Annotated in this window: 14 protein-coding genes; 9 read left to right on the forward strand and 5 right to left on the reverse strand. The window is 66.5% G+C overall.

Annotation, left to right across the window (positions count from 1 at the left end; all coding sequences use genetic code 11):
* Positions 1-57: 57 nt before the first annotated feature.
* Positions 58-978: a LysR family transcriptional regulator gene (locus FVQ98_RS15190; protein WP_147914302.1), complete on the reverse strand. Its 921-nt coding sequence runs from the start codon at positions 976-978 to the stop codon at positions 58-60.
* A gap of 172 nt (positions 979-1,150) precedes the next feature.
* Here FVQ98_RS15190 and FVQ98_RS15195 point away from each other — a divergent pair, with 172 nt between their 5' ends.
* From FVQ98_RS15195 to mnmC, 7 genes are all read left to right on the forward strand, one after another.
* On the forward strand, positions 1,151-1,849 hold the full coding sequence (locus FVQ98_RS15195) for a hydrolase (protein WP_147914303.1): 699 nt from the start codon (positions 1,151-1,153) through the stop codon (positions 1,847-1,849).
* A gap of 74 nt (positions 1,850-1,923) precedes the next feature.
* Complete coding sequence (locus FVQ98_RS15200) at positions 1,924-2,205, forward strand: XapX domain-containing protein (protein ID WP_147914304.1); 282 nt, start codon at positions 1,924-1,926, stop codon at positions 2,203-2,205.
* Positions 2,206-2,377: 172 nt separating this feature from the next.
* A complete protein-coding gene (locus tag FVQ98_RS15205; protein ID WP_255507803.1) occupies positions 2,378-4,273 on the forward strand; it encodes an amidohydrolase in 1,896 nt (631 codons plus the stop codon).
* Entirely contained in the window at positions 4,274-4,717 is a 444-nt protein-coding gene (locus FVQ98_RS15210; RefSeq protein WP_147914306.1) for a DoxX family protein, read from the forward strand.
* A 178-nt stretch (positions 4,718-4,895) separates the two neighbouring features.
* Positions 4,896-5,168, forward strand: coding sequence for an oxidative damage protection protein (locus FVQ98_RS15215; RefSeq protein ID WP_147914307.1), 273 nt, complete (start codon positions 4,896-4,898; stop codon positions 5,166-5,168).
* 34 nt (positions 5,169-5,202) lie between these two features.
* A complete protein-coding gene (locus FVQ98_RS15220; protein ID WP_147914308.1) occupies positions 5,203-5,631 on the forward strand; it encodes a hypothetical protein in 429 nt (142 codons plus the stop codon).
* Positions 5,632-5,766: 135 nt separating this feature from the next.
* Entirely contained in the window at positions 5,767-7,797 is a 2,031-nt protein-coding gene (gene mnmC / locus FVQ98_RS15225; protein WP_147914309.1) for an FAD-dependent 5-carboxymethylaminomethyl-2-thiouridine(34) oxidoreductase MnmC, read from the forward strand.
* Between the two features lie 180 nt (positions 7,798-7,977).
* Here mnmC and FVQ98_RS15230 read toward each other — a convergent pair whose 3' ends face one another.
* From FVQ98_RS15230 to FVQ98_RS15245, 4 genes are all read right to left on the reverse strand, one after another.
* Positions 7,978-9,108, reverse strand: a complete 1,131-nt coding sequence (locus FVQ98_RS15230; RefSeq protein ID WP_147914310.1) for a branched-chain amino acid ABC transporter substrate-binding protein — start codon at positions 9,106-9,108, stop codon at positions 7,978-7,980.
* 121 nt (positions 9,109-9,229) lie between these two features.
* Positions 9,230-9,613, reverse strand: coding sequence for a hypothetical protein (locus FVQ98_RS15235; RefSeq protein WP_147914311.1), 384 nt, complete (start codon positions 9,611-9,613; stop codon positions 9,230-9,232).
* A 7-nt stretch (positions 9,614-9,620) separates the two neighbouring features.
* Positions 9,621-10,049 carry a DNA polymerase III subunit chi gene (locus FVQ98_RS15240; RefSeq protein WP_147914312.1) on the reverse strand — a complete coding sequence of 143 codons (429 nt, stop codon included), beginning with the start codon at positions 10,047-10,049 and terminating at the stop codon, positions 9,621-9,623.
* A gap of 42 nt (positions 10,050-10,091) precedes the next feature.
* Complete coding sequence (locus FVQ98_RS15245; protein WP_147914313.1) at positions 10,092-11,636, reverse strand: leucyl aminopeptidase; 1,545 nt, start codon at positions 11,634-11,636, stop codon at positions 10,092-10,094.
* A 23-nt stretch (positions 11,637-11,659) separates the two neighbouring features.
* Here FVQ98_RS15245 and lptF point away from each other — a divergent pair, with 23 nt between their 5' ends.
* Together lptF and lptG are read left to right on the forward strand one after the other, a co-directional pair.
* Complete coding sequence (lptF, locus tag FVQ98_RS15250) at positions 11,660-12,763, forward strand: LPS export ABC transporter permease LptF (protein ID WP_147914314.1); 1,104 nt, start codon at positions 11,660-11,662, stop codon at positions 12,761-12,763.
* On the forward strand, positions 12,760-13,866 hold the full coding sequence (gene lptG, locus FVQ98_RS15255; RefSeq protein ID WP_147914315.1) for an LPS export ABC transporter permease LptG: 1,107 nt from the start codon (positions 12,760-12,762) through the stop codon (positions 13,864-13,866). Before lptF ends, lptG begins: the two co-directional genes overlap by 4 nt.
* Position 13,867: the final 1 nt, after the last annotated feature.

Below are 13,867 nucleotides of genomic sequence, written 5' to 3' on the forward strand. Positions count from 1 at the left end.
CCAGTCAGAGGGGGGCAAACTCGGTCGCCCGAGCATAGCGCCGACCGGCTTCGCCGCTCAGTCCAACTCTTCGGCCCAGGGGGCGTGCGCGAACTGCTGCACCGCGTAGTCGATGAATGCCTGCACCCGGGCCGGCCGGCTGCGCCCCGACGGGCTGACGAGGTGCAAGCCGATGGCGTCGACCTCCCAGCCCTCCAGTGCGGTTTCGAGGCGGCCATCGCGCAACTCCTGAAACACCAGAAACGACGGTTGCAAGGCCAGCCCCAAGCCAGCCAGCAGCGCGGGTTGCAGGGCCTCGGCATTGTTGACCTGCAGTTGCATCGGCAGCGCCTGGGTGAAGTCGCCGTGTTCGCGGTGACGGAAGGTCCAGTTCATGCCGTAGCGTGCATAGCTGTACTGCAGGCCCTTGTGCTGCGCCAAATCACGCGGGTGCTGCGGGCGGCCATATCGCTCGAAATACGCAGGGGAGCCCACCAGCAGGATGCGCACCTTGCACAGCTGCCGGGCAACCATGCTGGAATCGACCAGGTTGGCGATGCGCAAGGCAACGTCGAATCGGTCGCGGATCAAATCGACCTGGTCGTCGCTGAAGTGCAGGTCCAGCTCGACCTCGGGGTGCGCCTGCATGAAGCCCGGCAGGATGGGCGAAAGCCGCGGCACCCCAAAGGACATCGGCGCGGCGATGCGAATCTTGCCGCGCAAGGCGCTGGACTGGTCAACCACCTCGGCTTCGATCGCCTCGCCTTCCTGCAGGATGCGCGCGGCGCGCTCAACGGCGTACTGCCCCGCGTCCGTCAGGGCGATATGGCGCGATGTCCGCTGAAACAATGTGGTCTTCATCCGGTGTTCCAGCCGGGTGATGGCCTTGGAGACGGTGCCCTGCGAGAGCCCCAGCTCTGCCGCGCTGCGCGCGAATGAACCGGTCTCGGCCACCTTGGCAAAGATGGCCCAGGCTTCCAGATCGGGGAGCTTGCTCATGGGTCGGGCATTGTGCTGCACGCAGCCCGAAAAAAACGGAAAGACTGGTTTTCCGAATTGTCTATTTCTGACCTACCGCAAGGCGCCTAGACTAAAAATGAAGTAGGTGGCACAACGTGACCGACCGCCACCCACCCTTCTTTCCGGCGCCCTCCAATAGAAAGCCCAGCGCATGCCCAACAAGCAATACCAGGAACTGCTGACCCCGCAGAACAGCCAGATCATCTTCATCGACCAACAGCCGCAAATGGCGTTCGGCGTGCAGTCCATCGACCGTCAGGTCCTGAAGAACAACGTGATTGCCCTGGCCAAGGCGGCCAAGGCATTCAACATCCCGACCACCATCACCACGGTCGAAACCGGCAGCTTTTCCGGTCACACCTACCCCGAGCTCCTCAACGTGTTCCCCGAAAGCCCGCTGCTTGAGCGCAGCTCGATGAATTCGTGGGATGACCAGAACGTGCGCGATGCGCTGGCTGCGAATGTGGCCAAAGGCCACACAAAGATCATCGTTTCGGGCCTGTGGACCGAGGTGTGCAACACCACCTTCGCCTTGTCGGCGATGCACGACAAGGACTACGAGATCTACATGGTGGCCGACGCCTCGGGCGGCACCTCGCTCGACGCCCACAACTACAGCATGCAGCGCATGGTGCAGGCCGGCGCTGTGCCCATGACCTGGCAACAGGTGCTGCTGGAATGGCAGCGTGACTGGGCCCGCCGCGATACCTACGAGGCGGTGATGGACATCGTGCGCGAACATTCGGGTGCCTACGGCATGGGCGTGGACTACGCCTACACCATGGTGCACAAAGCGCCCGAGCGCGCCCAGCACGGCCTCAGCATCGGCCCCACGCCCGCCCGTGACTGAACCCGCAGCGACACCTTCCTGCGAGATTCACGGGATCGGCATGGCAGGGGTTGCGCACACAAGGAACCATGCGAATGAAGATGTATGTACTGTCGTTGGGGGCGGGCTTGTTGATCGGTGTGATCTACAGCCTGCTGCAGGTGCGTTCACCCGCGCCACCGCTGGTGGCCTTAGCCGGATTGCTGGGCATTCTGCTGGGCGAGCAAATCATCCCGGTTGGAAAGCAGCTGATGGCGGGCACCGCCTTAAAGGCGGCATGCGAACAGACGCAGGCCACGCAGCACGTGTTGGGGCCGCTGCCCGGCAACCAGGCTTGTCAGGCCACCGTCGCAGCACGCGACACCTCTTCCAACTGACACGGGCGCCGCAGCGAGGGCCGAAGGGCCAGCCGGCGCCGCCATTCGTTGATCTTCCATTTTTGTTAACGCTATGACTTCACGTCGCAAAGTCCTTGGCGCTGCCACTTCGGTAGCGTTGGGTAGTTTGGTGGGCTGCGCTGGCAGCACACCTTCACGTTCAGGAGCCTCCATGTCCTCGTCCCCTGAGATCGTTTTTCACAACGGCCAGTTCACCACGCTAGACAAGACCAAGCCCACGGCCACGGCGGTGGCTGTCCGGGGCGGCAAGTTCGTCGCTGTCGGCTCCGACGCCGAGGTGTTGGCGCTGGCTGGCGACGGCACGCGCAAGATCGACCTGCAGGGCCGCAGCGCCCTGCCCGGCCTGTTTGACAATCACACCCACGTGATCCGCGGCGGGCTGAACTACAACCTGGAATTGCGCTGGGACGGCGTGCGTTCGCTGGCCGACGCCATGGCCATGCTGAAGGCGCAGGTCGCCATCACACCGGCGCCGCAGTGGGTGCGCGTGGTGGGTGGTTTTACCGAACACCAGTTCGTCGAGAAGCGCCTGCCCACGCTGGAAGAAATCAACGCCGTGGCACCCGACACCCCGGTATTCCTGCTGCACCTGTACGACCGCGCGCTGCTCAACGCCGCTGCGTTGCGCGCCGTCGGCTACACCAAGGACACGCCCGAGCCCCCGGGCGGCGAGATCGTGCGCGACAGCAGCGGCAACCCGATTGGGCTGCTGGTGGCCAAGCCCAACGCCACCATCCTGTACGCCACGCTGGCCAAGGGCCCCAAGCTGCCGTTTGACTACCAGCTCAACTCCACGCGCCACTTCATGCGCGAGTTGAATCGCCTCGGCGTGACCGGCGTGATCGATGCCGGTGGCGGCTACCAGAACTACCCCGAAGACTACGAGGTCATCAAAAAGCTGGACGAGCAGAAGCAGCTGACGGTGCGCCTGGCCTACAACCTGTTCACGCAAAAGCCCAAGGAGGAAAAAGAAGACTTCATCAAGTGGACCCAGACCGTCAAATACAAGCAGGGCAACGACTACTTCCGCCACAACGGCGCGGGCGAAATGCTGGTGTATTCGGCGGCCGACTTTGAAGACTTCCGCCAGCCGCGCCCAGACATGCCCGCCAGCATGGAAGGCGATCTGGAAGGTGTGATCCAGGTGCTGGTGCAGAACAAGTGGCCGTGGCGCCTGCACGCGACCTACGACGAGACCATCAGCCGCGCGCTGGATGTGTTCGAGAAGGTGAACCGCGAAACGCCGATCACTGGCCTGAACTGGTTCTTCGACCACGCCGAAACCATCTCCGACAAATCCATCGACCGCATTGCGGCGCTGGGCGGCGGCATCGCCGTGCAACACCGCATGGCCTACCAGGGCGAGTACTTTGCCGAGCGCTACGGCGCCAAGGCGCTCGAAGCCTCGCCCCCCGTCAAGAAGATCCTGGAAAAAGGCGTCAAGGTCTCGGCCGGCACCGACGCGACGCGCGTGGCGTCGTACAACCCCTGGGTTTCGCTGTCCTGGATGGTCACGGGTAAGAGCCTGGGTGGCCTGCAGATGTACCCGCAGCGCAACCTGCTCGACCGCGAAACCGCCCTGCGCATGTGGACCGAGAACGTGGCCTGGTTCAGCAACGAAGTGGGCCAGCGCGGCCAGATCATGGTCGGTCAGTTGGCTGACTTGATCGTGCCCAGCAAGGACTACTTCAAGGTGCCGGAGGACGAGATCTCCTTCCTGACCAGCGACCTCACCGTGGTCGGTGGCCGCGTGGTTTACGGTGCCGGCAACTTCGCCAAGCACGACGACAACCCCTTGCCACCCGCCATGCCCGACTGGTCGCCGGTGCGGCGCTACGGTGGCTATGGCGCCTGGGGCGACCCCGAAGGTGCGGGCAAGAATTCGCTGCACCCGGCGCGCTACCGACAGATGGCCGCCGCTTGTGGCTGCGGCACCGGCTGCGGCATGCACGGCCACCAGCACGCCAGCGCCTGGGCGTCCAACATCCCCGCGTCGGACCTGAAGGGCTTCTTCGGTGCGCTGGGCTGCAGCTGCTGGATGGTTTAAATGGCGGCACCGACGTCCTTCGCCGGCCGCCTGACGCAGTCTGTGCGCCCTGTGCTGGGCAGCCCGGCGATCCGCTGGCTGGCCTACCTGGGCCTGTGTGCGGCCTACCTGCAGGGGGGGCTGAACAAGCTGACCGACTTCCCCGGCGCCGTGGGCGAGATGACGCATTTCGGACTGACGCCGCCCGCCCTGATGGCGGTGCTGGTGATCGTGCTGGAGCTGGGCGCGTCGCTGATGATCCTCACGGGCTGGCTGCGCTGGCTTGGCGCCCTCGCGCTGGCGGCGTTCACGCTGATGGCAACCTTCATCGCATTGCGCTTTTGGGAGCTGCCCGTGGGACAGGAGCGCTTCATGGCGGCCAACAGCTTCTTTGAGCACCTGGGCCTGGTGGGCGGTTTTCTGCTCGTCGCCTGGCTCGACGTGCGCGAGTCTCGCTCGGCTTGAGGCCGGCGGCAGTTCTTCCCGCCGCGCTCGTGTGAAGAACTGCCGGCATCGACCCCGGGAGTAAGGGCACTCCGAGCCATGCGTCGGACTTGTTACAGTGTCGGGTTCACATCCCCTGCTCGGGGGCGTCGCGCGCCGCCGCGCCGCGTCCACCGGCCAACCACGACGAAGGATCCCCATGGCACGCATGGTCAACTGCATCAAACTGGGCCGCGAGGCCGAAGGCCTGGACTTTCCCCCCTACCCGGGCGAGTTGGGCAAGCGCATCTGGGAAGGCGTGAGCAAGGAAGCCTGGCAAGACTGGCTGAAGCACCAGACCATGCTGGTGAATGAGAACCGCCTGAACCTGGCCGACCAGCGGGCGCGCGAATACCTCAAGCGCCAGATGGAAAACCACTTCTTCGGCGGCGGCGCCGACCAGGCGGCCGGTTACGTGCCGCCCGCGGCCTGAGCACCACGCCTCCCCCAGCGCGCGCCTGCACGCCATGACCGGCGCGCCAACCCCGGCCGACAGCGAAGCCGCCCTGGGCGCGCTGCGCCGCCAATACCACTTTCGGCCTGGCCCGCAGGGCCTGCGCGCGTGGGACGTGCACCGGCTGATCCGCCTGGCGCGCGACTTGCCGGTGCAGCAGGTGCCGCTGTCCGCCATCCGCGAGCTGGACGACAACTGGTGGTTTGCCCATGGCGACGCCGTGCCCACACCGCGCGCCATCGTCGAGCACGTGCGCCTGATGGACACCACCGATCTGCGCTGGCCGGTGATCCTGAGTGCCGACGGCGGCGTGATGGACGGCATGCACCGCGTCGCGCAGGCGCTGCGCCTGAGGCACACGCACATCGCCGCCGTGCGCTTTGCCGTCGACCCGCCGCCCGACCATGTGGGCGTGCAGCCTGGCGCGCTGGACTACGGATGAACGCATCGGCATTCGCGCTGGCAAGGCTGCCCATGCCGCGTTGACCTGCATCACGCTGCGCCCCGCGAGTTTCAAGCAAAATCGCCCTCTGGCCTTACAGCAGATTGCGCGACCAGCTCCTCTTACGATAGCAAAATGGCGAACCCGACGGTCGAATGGCGTGCAGACGGCACGCCGTACAGCCCGCGCTTTGGCGACATCTACCGCAGCACCAGCGGCCTGGCGCAGGCGCAAGCGGTGTTCCTTGAAGGCTGCGGCCTGCTGCGCGGGCCAGTGGGCAGCCCGATGGCCGTGGCGCGCCCGCTGTGGGCCCACGCGCCACGCTGGGCGGTGCTGGAAGCCGGCTTCGGCCTCGGCCTGAACTTTCTGGCCACCTGGCTGGCCTGGCAGAGCGACCCCGAGCGCCCGCAGCGGCTGTTCTACAGCGCCGTCGAAGCCTTTCCACCCGACGCCACCGACCTGCTGCGCAGCGCCGCGCCTTACCCCGCGCTGCGCCCCTTGGCTGAAGCGCTGGCCGCCCAGTGGCGCGGCTTGCTGCCGGGCCTGCACCGCCTCAGCCTGAACCAAGGTCGCGTGCAACTGACGCTGGCTGTGGGCGACGTGCGCGCGATGCTGGCCGAGCTGAGTGGCGCCTTCGACAGCGTCTACCTCGACGGTTTCGAGCCTGAGCGCAACCCCGACATGTGGGGCCTGCCGGTGATCAAGGCGATCGCGCGCCTGGCGCGCCCCGACGCGCGCGCGGCGACCTGGTGCGTGGCCGCGCCGGTGCGCGAGGCGCTCATCACCTGCGGTTTCGAGGTCGAACGCGTGCGCGGCCCGGCGCCCAAGGGCGAGGTGCTGCGCGCCCGCCTGGCGCCGCGCTGGTCGCCACGCCGGCGCCAGGCACCCGACGCGCCGGTGCAGGTGGCAGCGCCGGGCCATTGCGTGGTGATCGGCGGCGGCCTGGCCGGGGCGTCAGCGGCCTACAGCCTGACGCAACGCGGCTGGCGCGTCACCGTGCTCGACGCGGCCCCAACGCCCGCCACCGGGGCATCCGGCCTGCCTGCCGGCGTGGTGGCGCCGCACGTCTCACCCGACGACCGCCCGCTGTCGCGCCTGACCCGCGCTGGCGCCCGCGCCACCCTGGCGCGGGCCGCCGCACTGCTGCAAGAGGGAGTGGACTTTGGCGCCACCGGCGTGCTGGAGCGCCACAGCCCCGGCGAGCGCCGTCCGCCCGCCGCCTGGCAAGACGTGGCCGCTGACGGCGCTACCGCACCCGAATCCTGGCCCGACACCGACCCACGCACCCGTGCGCACGCCCAAGCCGCCCACGTACCGCTGGACGACACCCAGCGCGCGCTGTGGCACGAACACGCCGGCTGGATTCGTCCGGCGGCGCTGGTGCGCGCCATGCTGGGCGCACCAGGCGTCGCCTGGCAAGGGGGTCAGGCCGTGGCCAGCCTTCGCCCACACGGCGCGCAATGGCAGGTGCTGGGCGCCGATCGCACCGTGCTGGCCGAGGCCGACCTGGTCTTCGTCACCGCCGGCTTCGGCTCTCTGGCCCTGCTGCCAGCACGCGGCAACGCGGCGCTGCCCCTGCACGCCCTGCGCGGCCAGGTCGCGTGGGGCCCCATGCCGGACGACGCCGCCAGCCTGCCGCCCTTTCCCGTCAGCGGCCACGGCAGCCTGATCGCGCACGTGCCTGGCAACGGTGGTCCCATGTGGGTGACCGGCTCCACCTTCGAGCGCGGTGAAAGCCAGCCACTGCTGCGCCCCGAAGACCACGCCCACAACCGCCAGCGCCTGGCCGAACTGCTGCCCGCCGCCAGCGCGACGCTGGACGCGCAATGGCCGGACGGCCGCGCCCAGGCATGGGCCGGCGTGCGCGCCACCCTGCCCGATCGCCTGCCGGCGGTCGGCGCGTGGCCGGTGTCGATGGTGCCGGATTATGAGAAAAATCGGCCTCCAGCCGTACAACCACCTGCGCAAGCAGCTATTGAAACCGCAGCACGCGACACACCGCTCCCCCTCCACGTGCTGACCGGCCTCGGCGCCCGCGGCCTGACCCTGGCCGTGCTGTGCGGCGAGATCGCCGCCGCCTGGCTGCACGGCGAGCCGCTGCCGGTGGAAGCCTCACTGGCGCGCAAGCTGCGCGCGGGCCGGTTTGGCGGCACCCCTGCAGGCTGAGGCGCGCGGCCGCTTTGGCCCGTCGGTCGGACGCGGCGCGAACGAAGGCCAGCGGGGCACTTCAGAACACACTCGCCTTCAGATGCGTGCGCAGGCGAGAAAAAGAAAAACCACCCCGAAGGGTGGTTGGGCTGACGAGGCTGGCGACGGCGGTGTTGACACCATCGCCTGGCGCCACGATCAGTTCAGCGGCGTCTTCTTGCCGTCCTTGTAGACGTACAGCGTGATGGCCGCGTTCTTCAGTTCGCCGTTCGGTTCGAACTGGATGTTGGAAGTCACGCCCTTGTAGTTGGACTCGGCCAGCTTGGGGATGTAGACCTTGGGGTCCCACGAGTTGGCACGCTTCATGGCGTCGGCCAGCAGCATGGTGGCGTCGTAGGTGTACGGGCTGTAGACCTGGAACTGACCAGGGTACTTGGCGTCGTACTTGGCCTTCCAGGCGGTGCCACCAGGCATCTTCTGGATCGAGGCGCCGCCTTCGGCGCAGACCACGTTGCCCAGCGTCTTGGCGCCGCCGGACAGCTTGGCGATCTCGGTCGTGCAGATGCCGTCACCGCCGAAGTACTTGACGTTGGCCATGCCCAGCTGTTCCATCTGGCGCAGCATCGGGCCGGCCTGGGGGTCCATGCCGCCGAAGAACACGCCGTCCGGGTTCTTGGACTTGATGGCCGTCAGGATGGCCATGAAGTCGGTGGCCTTGTCGGTGGTGAACTGCTCGTCGACGATCTGGATGCCCTTTTTCTTGGCCGTGGCCTTGAACACGTCGGCGACGCCCTGGCCGTAGGCCGTGCGGTCGTCGATCACGGCGATCTTCTTTAGCTTGAGCGCGTCGGCGGCGTAGTTGGCCAGGCCAGCACCCAGCGCCAGGTCGTTGGCGATGATGCGGAAGGTGGTCTTGTAGCCGGGCTTGGTCAGCGCGGGGTTGGTGGCGGCGCCGGTGACGTGCGGAATGCCGCAGTCGTTGTAAACCTTGGAGGCGGGGATGGTGGTGCCCGAGTTCAGGTGACCGACCACGCCGGCGACCTTGGCGTCGCACAGCTTCTGTGCGGCGGCGGTGCCCTGCTTGGGATCGGCGGCATCGTCTTCTGCCTGGATTTCCCACTTGATCTTCTTGCCGTTGATCGTGATGTTCTGGGTGTTCAGCTCTTCAATGGCCATGCGCGAGCCATTCTCGTTGTCCTTGCCGTAGTGCGCCTGGGGGCCGGACACGGGGCCAACGTGACCGATCTTGATCACCTGCTCCTGGGCCATCACGGCTCCGGCCACCAGGGTCAGCACTGCGGCTGCGGTCAACTTCAGCTTCATCTGCATAGAAATACCTCCGAGAAAGGAAATGGGTTGAGATGTATGAGTAAGCTCAACGGGCTCGAACGGTATCGCAATTCGTGTGCCACCACATCAGGGAACACGATAGTGTGGTGGCATGCGCAATTTAGGGGTTTCTCCTGACATCTTCCCCATGCGCACCACGGGCGTGCGCAGTAGCGATGGCATCTCGCACCACTTCGGCCACCGTCTTTTGCACCCGACCATTGAGGCCGAGCAACTGCTCATGCAGCACACGGCCAATGGCTTCGCTGATGAGCCGATCGAGTTCCGGTCCCAAGAGGGCCAGCAGCGCCTGTGCGTCGGGTTGCGCAGACAGGGCATCGGCGGCTGACGCCTGTCTGGGCGCTGGCGCCTGCGGCGTATTGGCAGGGACTTCAGCACCCACGACTTCGGTCAAGGTCGGAACGTTGCGCGGCACGAGGCGCTGCGGCGGGACTTCCTGCTCGGCGCCGGAGGGCTGTTCGGACGGTTGATCTTCCTCAGACATCTTTCGATTACTCCTTGGCGGCCGCATCGTGCCGCTTGATCTCATACCCCCTGTCTGCGTAATGCCGCCAGCGCTGGCGCGCATGCGCCCGGCCCGCCTGGTCTGTGCCGACCAGTTCAATCAATCGTTCAAAGCGCTCGAAGCCAGCGGGCACCGTCTCCCCCAGGTGAACCATGATCTGCGCACCCTCCACCTCTTGAGCGTCGGTGGCCAGCACGACGGGCGTGTGGGCCAGCGTCTCGGGGGGCGCCGAGGCGCGGGCGTGCGGGATGAAGTCGAGCGCAGAGAACGTCCACAGCGCCGTGTCGAGCGCGTGAATCTGCTCCGCCGAGCCGACGACGACCGTGCGACCGCCGGTCGCGTACGCCTTGCGCAGCAGTCGACAGGCGTAGCCCAGCCGGTCTGGTACGTTGAAATGGAAGGCCACTTCGGTCATGGCGGGTCAGCGCGCCGCACGGGCGCTAGATGGCGTCTCAGGTCAGCGCTTGGTCGACGCGGCACGCTTGCCGCCACCAGCTTTCTTGCCGGACGGTTGCTTGGTCGTGCGTTGCGGCGACTGCTGTGCGCCCTGGCCTGCCGTGTCCAGCAGGTACTGCACGAGCAAGCCGACGGGGCGCCCTGTCGAGCCCTTGGCGGCGCCGCCTTTCCAAGCGGTACCGGCGATGTCCAGGTGCGCCCACGGGTAGGCGCTGGTGAAGCGCTGCAGAAACTTGGCCGCGGTGATGGCGCCGGCCGGCCGCCCGGCCACGTTGGCGACGTCGGCAAAATTGGTCTTGAGCCCGTCGGCGTAGTCGTCGTCCATCGGCATGCGCCAGCATGGGTCCTGCGCCTGCTGGCCCGCGGCTTGGAGCGCCTGCGCGAGCGCGTCGTCGCTGGCGAACAGGCCGCTGCGCACGCCGCCGAGGGCGATCACACAGGCGCCGGTCAGCGTGGCGATGTCGATCACGGCACGCGGCTTGAAGCGCTCGGCGTACGTCAGTGCGTCGCACAGCACGAGTCGGCCTTCGGCGTCGGTGTTGAGGATCTCGATGGTCTGACCGCTCATGCTGGTCACGACGTCGCCTGGCTTGACCGCGCGCCCGTCCGGCATGTTCTCGCAGGCAGGTATCAGCCCGACCACGTTAAGCGACGGCTGCAACTCCGCCAGCGCGCGGAACACGCCCAGCACGCTGGCCGCCCCGCCCATGTCGAACTTCATTTCGTCCATCTCGGGCGCAGGCTTGAGCGAGATGCCCCCAGTGTCGAAGGTGATGCCCTTGCCCACCAGCACGACCGGCGCATCGGCCTTGGCCGCCCCCTGGTAGCGCAGCACAATGAAACGCAACTCCTGCGCCGACCCCTGCGCCACCGCCTGGAAGGCGCCCATGCCCAGCTTGGTCACATCCTTGGGACCCAAAACCTCGCAGCTCACGCGCACGGACTTGGCCAGATCCTGCGCAGCCTGCGCCAGCATGGTGGGCGTAGCGTGGTTGGCGGGCCGGTTGGCCCATTCACGCGCAAACGCCACACCACGTGCAACGCCAAGCGCCTGCTGGTAGGCCGCCCGGACTGCGGGCGCATCGGGCACGCCGATCACCAATTTCTTGAGCGGTGACTTGCTCGCGGCACTGCCCTTGCCCTGTCCTTTGGTGGTGGTGTACTGGTAAGCCGCGTCGTTGGCGGCGCACACGGCCGATGCAACGGCTTCGGCCGACGCCGATCCAGCGAAGCAGACGGTGAGCGCCGTCGCCGGGCCGCGCTTGAACTGACCGACCGCGGCCGACACCGCCTTGCTCACCTGCGCTGCAGAGGCACTGCCCACACCCACCAGCATCACCCGCTCGGTCGTGATCCGCGGAGCGCCAAAGCTGGACAACATCGCCCCCGCCTCGGTCTTGAAATCGCCGCTGGCCAGCGCACGCTGGATGAACGCCGACAGCGCGTCTTCGCCGGGCTCAAAGCCGTCGGCCACCAGAACGGCCAAGGCCGGCGATTTGTAAGCCGCTGCTTCAGGCAGCCGCAGCGTCTTCAGTTCGAAGTCCATAATCAGCGTTTTCCTTTCGACCGATGTTATTCGATTCCTCCCTACGCAAGGAGCTTGGCCGCAGCTTCGGTGCGACCCTGGTGGTGCTGGTGACGATCGTGGTCACCGTCATGCTGATCCGCACACTGGGTCAGGCCTCGGTCGGGCGCGTCAACCCCTCCGAAGTCATGCTGGTGATGGGCTACACGGTGCTGGGGCACCTGCCCACCATCCTGACGCTCAGCCTGTTCGTCGCCATCACCGCCACGCTGACGCGCATGTACGCCAGCAGCGAAATGGTGGTGTGGTTTTCTGCCGGCCAGGGGTTGATCAGCTTCCTGCGGCCGGTCCTGCGCTTTGCCTTCCCTGTGCTGGTGGCGGTGTTCGTGCTGGCGCTGTTCGTCTGGCCCTGGTCCAACCAGCAGATCCGCGAGTTGCGCGACCGTTTTCAGGGCCGCAACGACATCGAGCGGGTGGCACCCGGCCGCTTCATCGAATCGGCGGGCGGCCAGCGCGTGTTCTTCATTGACAAGGATACGGCCGACGCGAAGTCGGGCAGGAACATCTTCATCGCGTCGAATGAACGCGGCAAGGAAAGCGTCACAACCGCCGCCAGCGGCCACCTGACGGTGCAGAACGGCGAACGCTACCTGATCCTGGAAAAAGGCAACCGACTGGAAACCGAAGTCAAGAGCGGGGCCACCCGCGTCAGCGAATTCCAGCGCTACGGCAACCGCATCGATGCCCGCGAGCTCGGCCCTACCAACAACAACTCGCCGACCATGAAGCCCACCCGTGTGCTGCTGTCGGACCCCAACCCCACCAACATGGCCGAGCTGTCCTGGCGCATCGGCCTGGCGCTGGCCGCGATCAACTGTGTGCTGATCGCCGTGGCAGCCACCCGCGTGAACCCGCGGGTCGGCCGCAGTGGCGGGTTGGTGTTTTCGCTCTTCGCCTTTGCCAGCTACTACAACCTGCTGAGCGCAGGTCAAAGCTGGATCGGCAATGGGCGCGTCGGCCTGGTGACTTACCTCATCCTGCTGCATGGCGGCATCTTCGTGCTGACCATCGGCTGGCTGCTGGCGCGCAACGGCAACTGGAACCTGCGCCTGCCCGGGCGCGGTCAGCGACGGGAGGCCGCAGCATGAGGACCATTCGGCGCCTGATCTACACCGAGATCCTGCGCTCGGTCGGCTTCGTCACGGTTGCCTTCCTGGCGCTGTTCTTCTTCTTCGACTTCGTGGACCAGTTTGGCGAACTGCGCCGCGGTGCCGAGCACGGCTACAGCGTGGGCTACGCGCTGCTGTATGTCGCGCTGCAATTGCCCAACCACCTGTATGAGTTGCTGCCCATCACGGTGCTGATCGGCACGATCTACGTCATGGCGCGGTTGGCTGAAAGCTCCGAATACACCATTTTGCGCACCAGCGGGCTGGGGCCGCAGCGTGCGCTGGTCACGCTGCTGTCGCTGGGGCTCGGCTTCGTGGCGCTGACATTCGTGTTCGGCGACTACGTGGCACCGGCGGCGAACCGGGCCTCTCAGCAACTGCAGGCGCGCTTTTTGGGCGACATCACCATCGGCCGAACCGGCGCCTGGATGAAGGATCGCCAGGCCAGCCACAACTATTCGGTCAACGTCGGGGCGTTGGCGTCAGATGGCACGCTGGGTCAGGTGCGCATCTTCGAGTTCGACCAGACCGGCGGCCAGCTCACTTCGGCCACCAGCGCGGCCAAGGGCACGTTCGAACCCGATGGCTGGCAGCTGCACGACGTGGTGCGCCGCGTGTATGTCAGCACCGACCCGAACAACCCGACGCTCAAGTTCGAGAAGCTGGCGGACTTGCGCTGGCCGACCACCATCTCCATGGACATGGTCGCGGCCGCCCTGCTCAGCCCCGACAAGATGCAGACGCTGGATCTGTACCAGTACATCAACCACCTGCAGGCCAACGGCCAGAGCGCCCAGCGCTACGAGATCGAGTTCTGGCGCAAGGTGTTTTACCCGCTCAGCTGCCTGGTGATGATGGTGCTGGCGCTGCCCTTCGCCTACCTGCATTTTCGCTCGGGCAACATCGCCGGTTACGTCTTCATGGGCGTGCTGGTGGGCATCAGCTTCTTCCTGCTGAATAACGTGTTCGGCTTTGTGGGCAACCTGCGCAACTGGGAACCCTGGGTCGCGGCGGCCTTGCCCGGCATTCTGTATTCCCTGTTGTCCTTGGGCGCCTTCAGCTGGCTGGTGTTGAGGCGTTAGC

Source organism: Ottowia flava, from assembly GCF_008017535.1.
In the GTDB taxonomy this organism is placed as follows: Bacteria; Pseudomonadota; Gammaproteobacteria; order Burkholderiales; family Burkholderiaceae_C; genus Ottowia; species Ottowia flava.

What these genes read in the sequence shown, in the direction of transcription:
- FVQ98_RS15190 (WP_147914302.1), bottom strand. Translation starts at nt 978, where the DNA reads ATGAGCAAGCTCCCCGATCTGGAAGCCTGGGCCATCTTTGCCAAGGTG.
- FVQ98_RS15195 (WP_147914303.1), top strand. Translation starts at nt 1,151, where the DNA reads ATGCCCAACAAGCAATACCAGGAACTGCTGACCCCGCAGAACAGCCAG.
- FVQ98_RS15200 (WP_147914304.1), top strand. Translation starts at nt 1,924, where the DNA reads ATGAAGATGTATGTACTGTCGTTGGGGGCGGGCTTGTTGATCGGTGTG.
- FVQ98_RS15205 (WP_255507803.1), top strand. Translation starts at nt 2,378, where the DNA reads ATGTCCTCGTCCCCTGAGATCGTTTTTCACAACGGCCAGTTCACCACG.
- FVQ98_RS15210 (WP_147914306.1), top strand. Translation starts at nt 4,274, where the DNA reads ATGGCGGCACCGACGTCCTTCGCCGGCCGCCTGACGCAGTCTGTGCGC.
- FVQ98_RS15215 (WP_147914307.1), top strand. Translation starts at nt 4,896, where the DNA reads ATGGCACGCATGGTCAACTGCATCAAACTGGGCCGCGAGGCCGAAGGC.
- FVQ98_RS15220 (WP_147914308.1), top strand. Translation starts at nt 5,203, where the DNA reads ATGACCGGCGCGCCAACCCCGGCCGACAGCGAAGCCGCCCTGGGCGCG.
- mnmC (WP_147914309.1), top strand. Translation starts at nt 5,767, where the DNA reads ATGGCGAACCCGACGGTCGAATGGCGTGCAGACGGCACGCCGTACAGC.
- FVQ98_RS15230 (WP_147914310.1), bottom strand. Translation starts at nt 9,108, where the DNA reads ATGCAGATGAAGCTGAAGTTGACCGCAGCCGCAGTGCTGACCCTGGTG.
- FVQ98_RS15235 (WP_147914311.1), bottom strand. Translation starts at nt 9,613, where the DNA reads ATGTCTGAGGAAGATCAACCGTCCGAACAGCCCTCCGGCGCCGAGCAG.
- FVQ98_RS15240 (WP_147914312.1), bottom strand. Translation starts at nt 10,049, where the DNA reads ATGACCGAAGTGGCCTTCCATTTCAACGTACCAGACCGGCTGGGCTAC.
- FVQ98_RS15245 (WP_147914313.1), bottom strand. Translation starts at nt 11,636, where the DNA reads ATGGACTTCGAACTGAAGACGCTGCGGCTGCCTGAAGCAGCGGCTTAC.
- lptF (WP_147914314.1), top strand. Translation starts at nt 11,660, where the DNA reads ATGTTATTCGATTCCTCCCTACGCAAGGAGCTTGGCCGCAGCTTCGGT.
- lptG (WP_147914315.1), top strand. Translation starts at nt 12,760, where the DNA reads ATGAGGACCATTCGGCGCCTGATCTACACCGAGATCCTGCGCTCGGTC.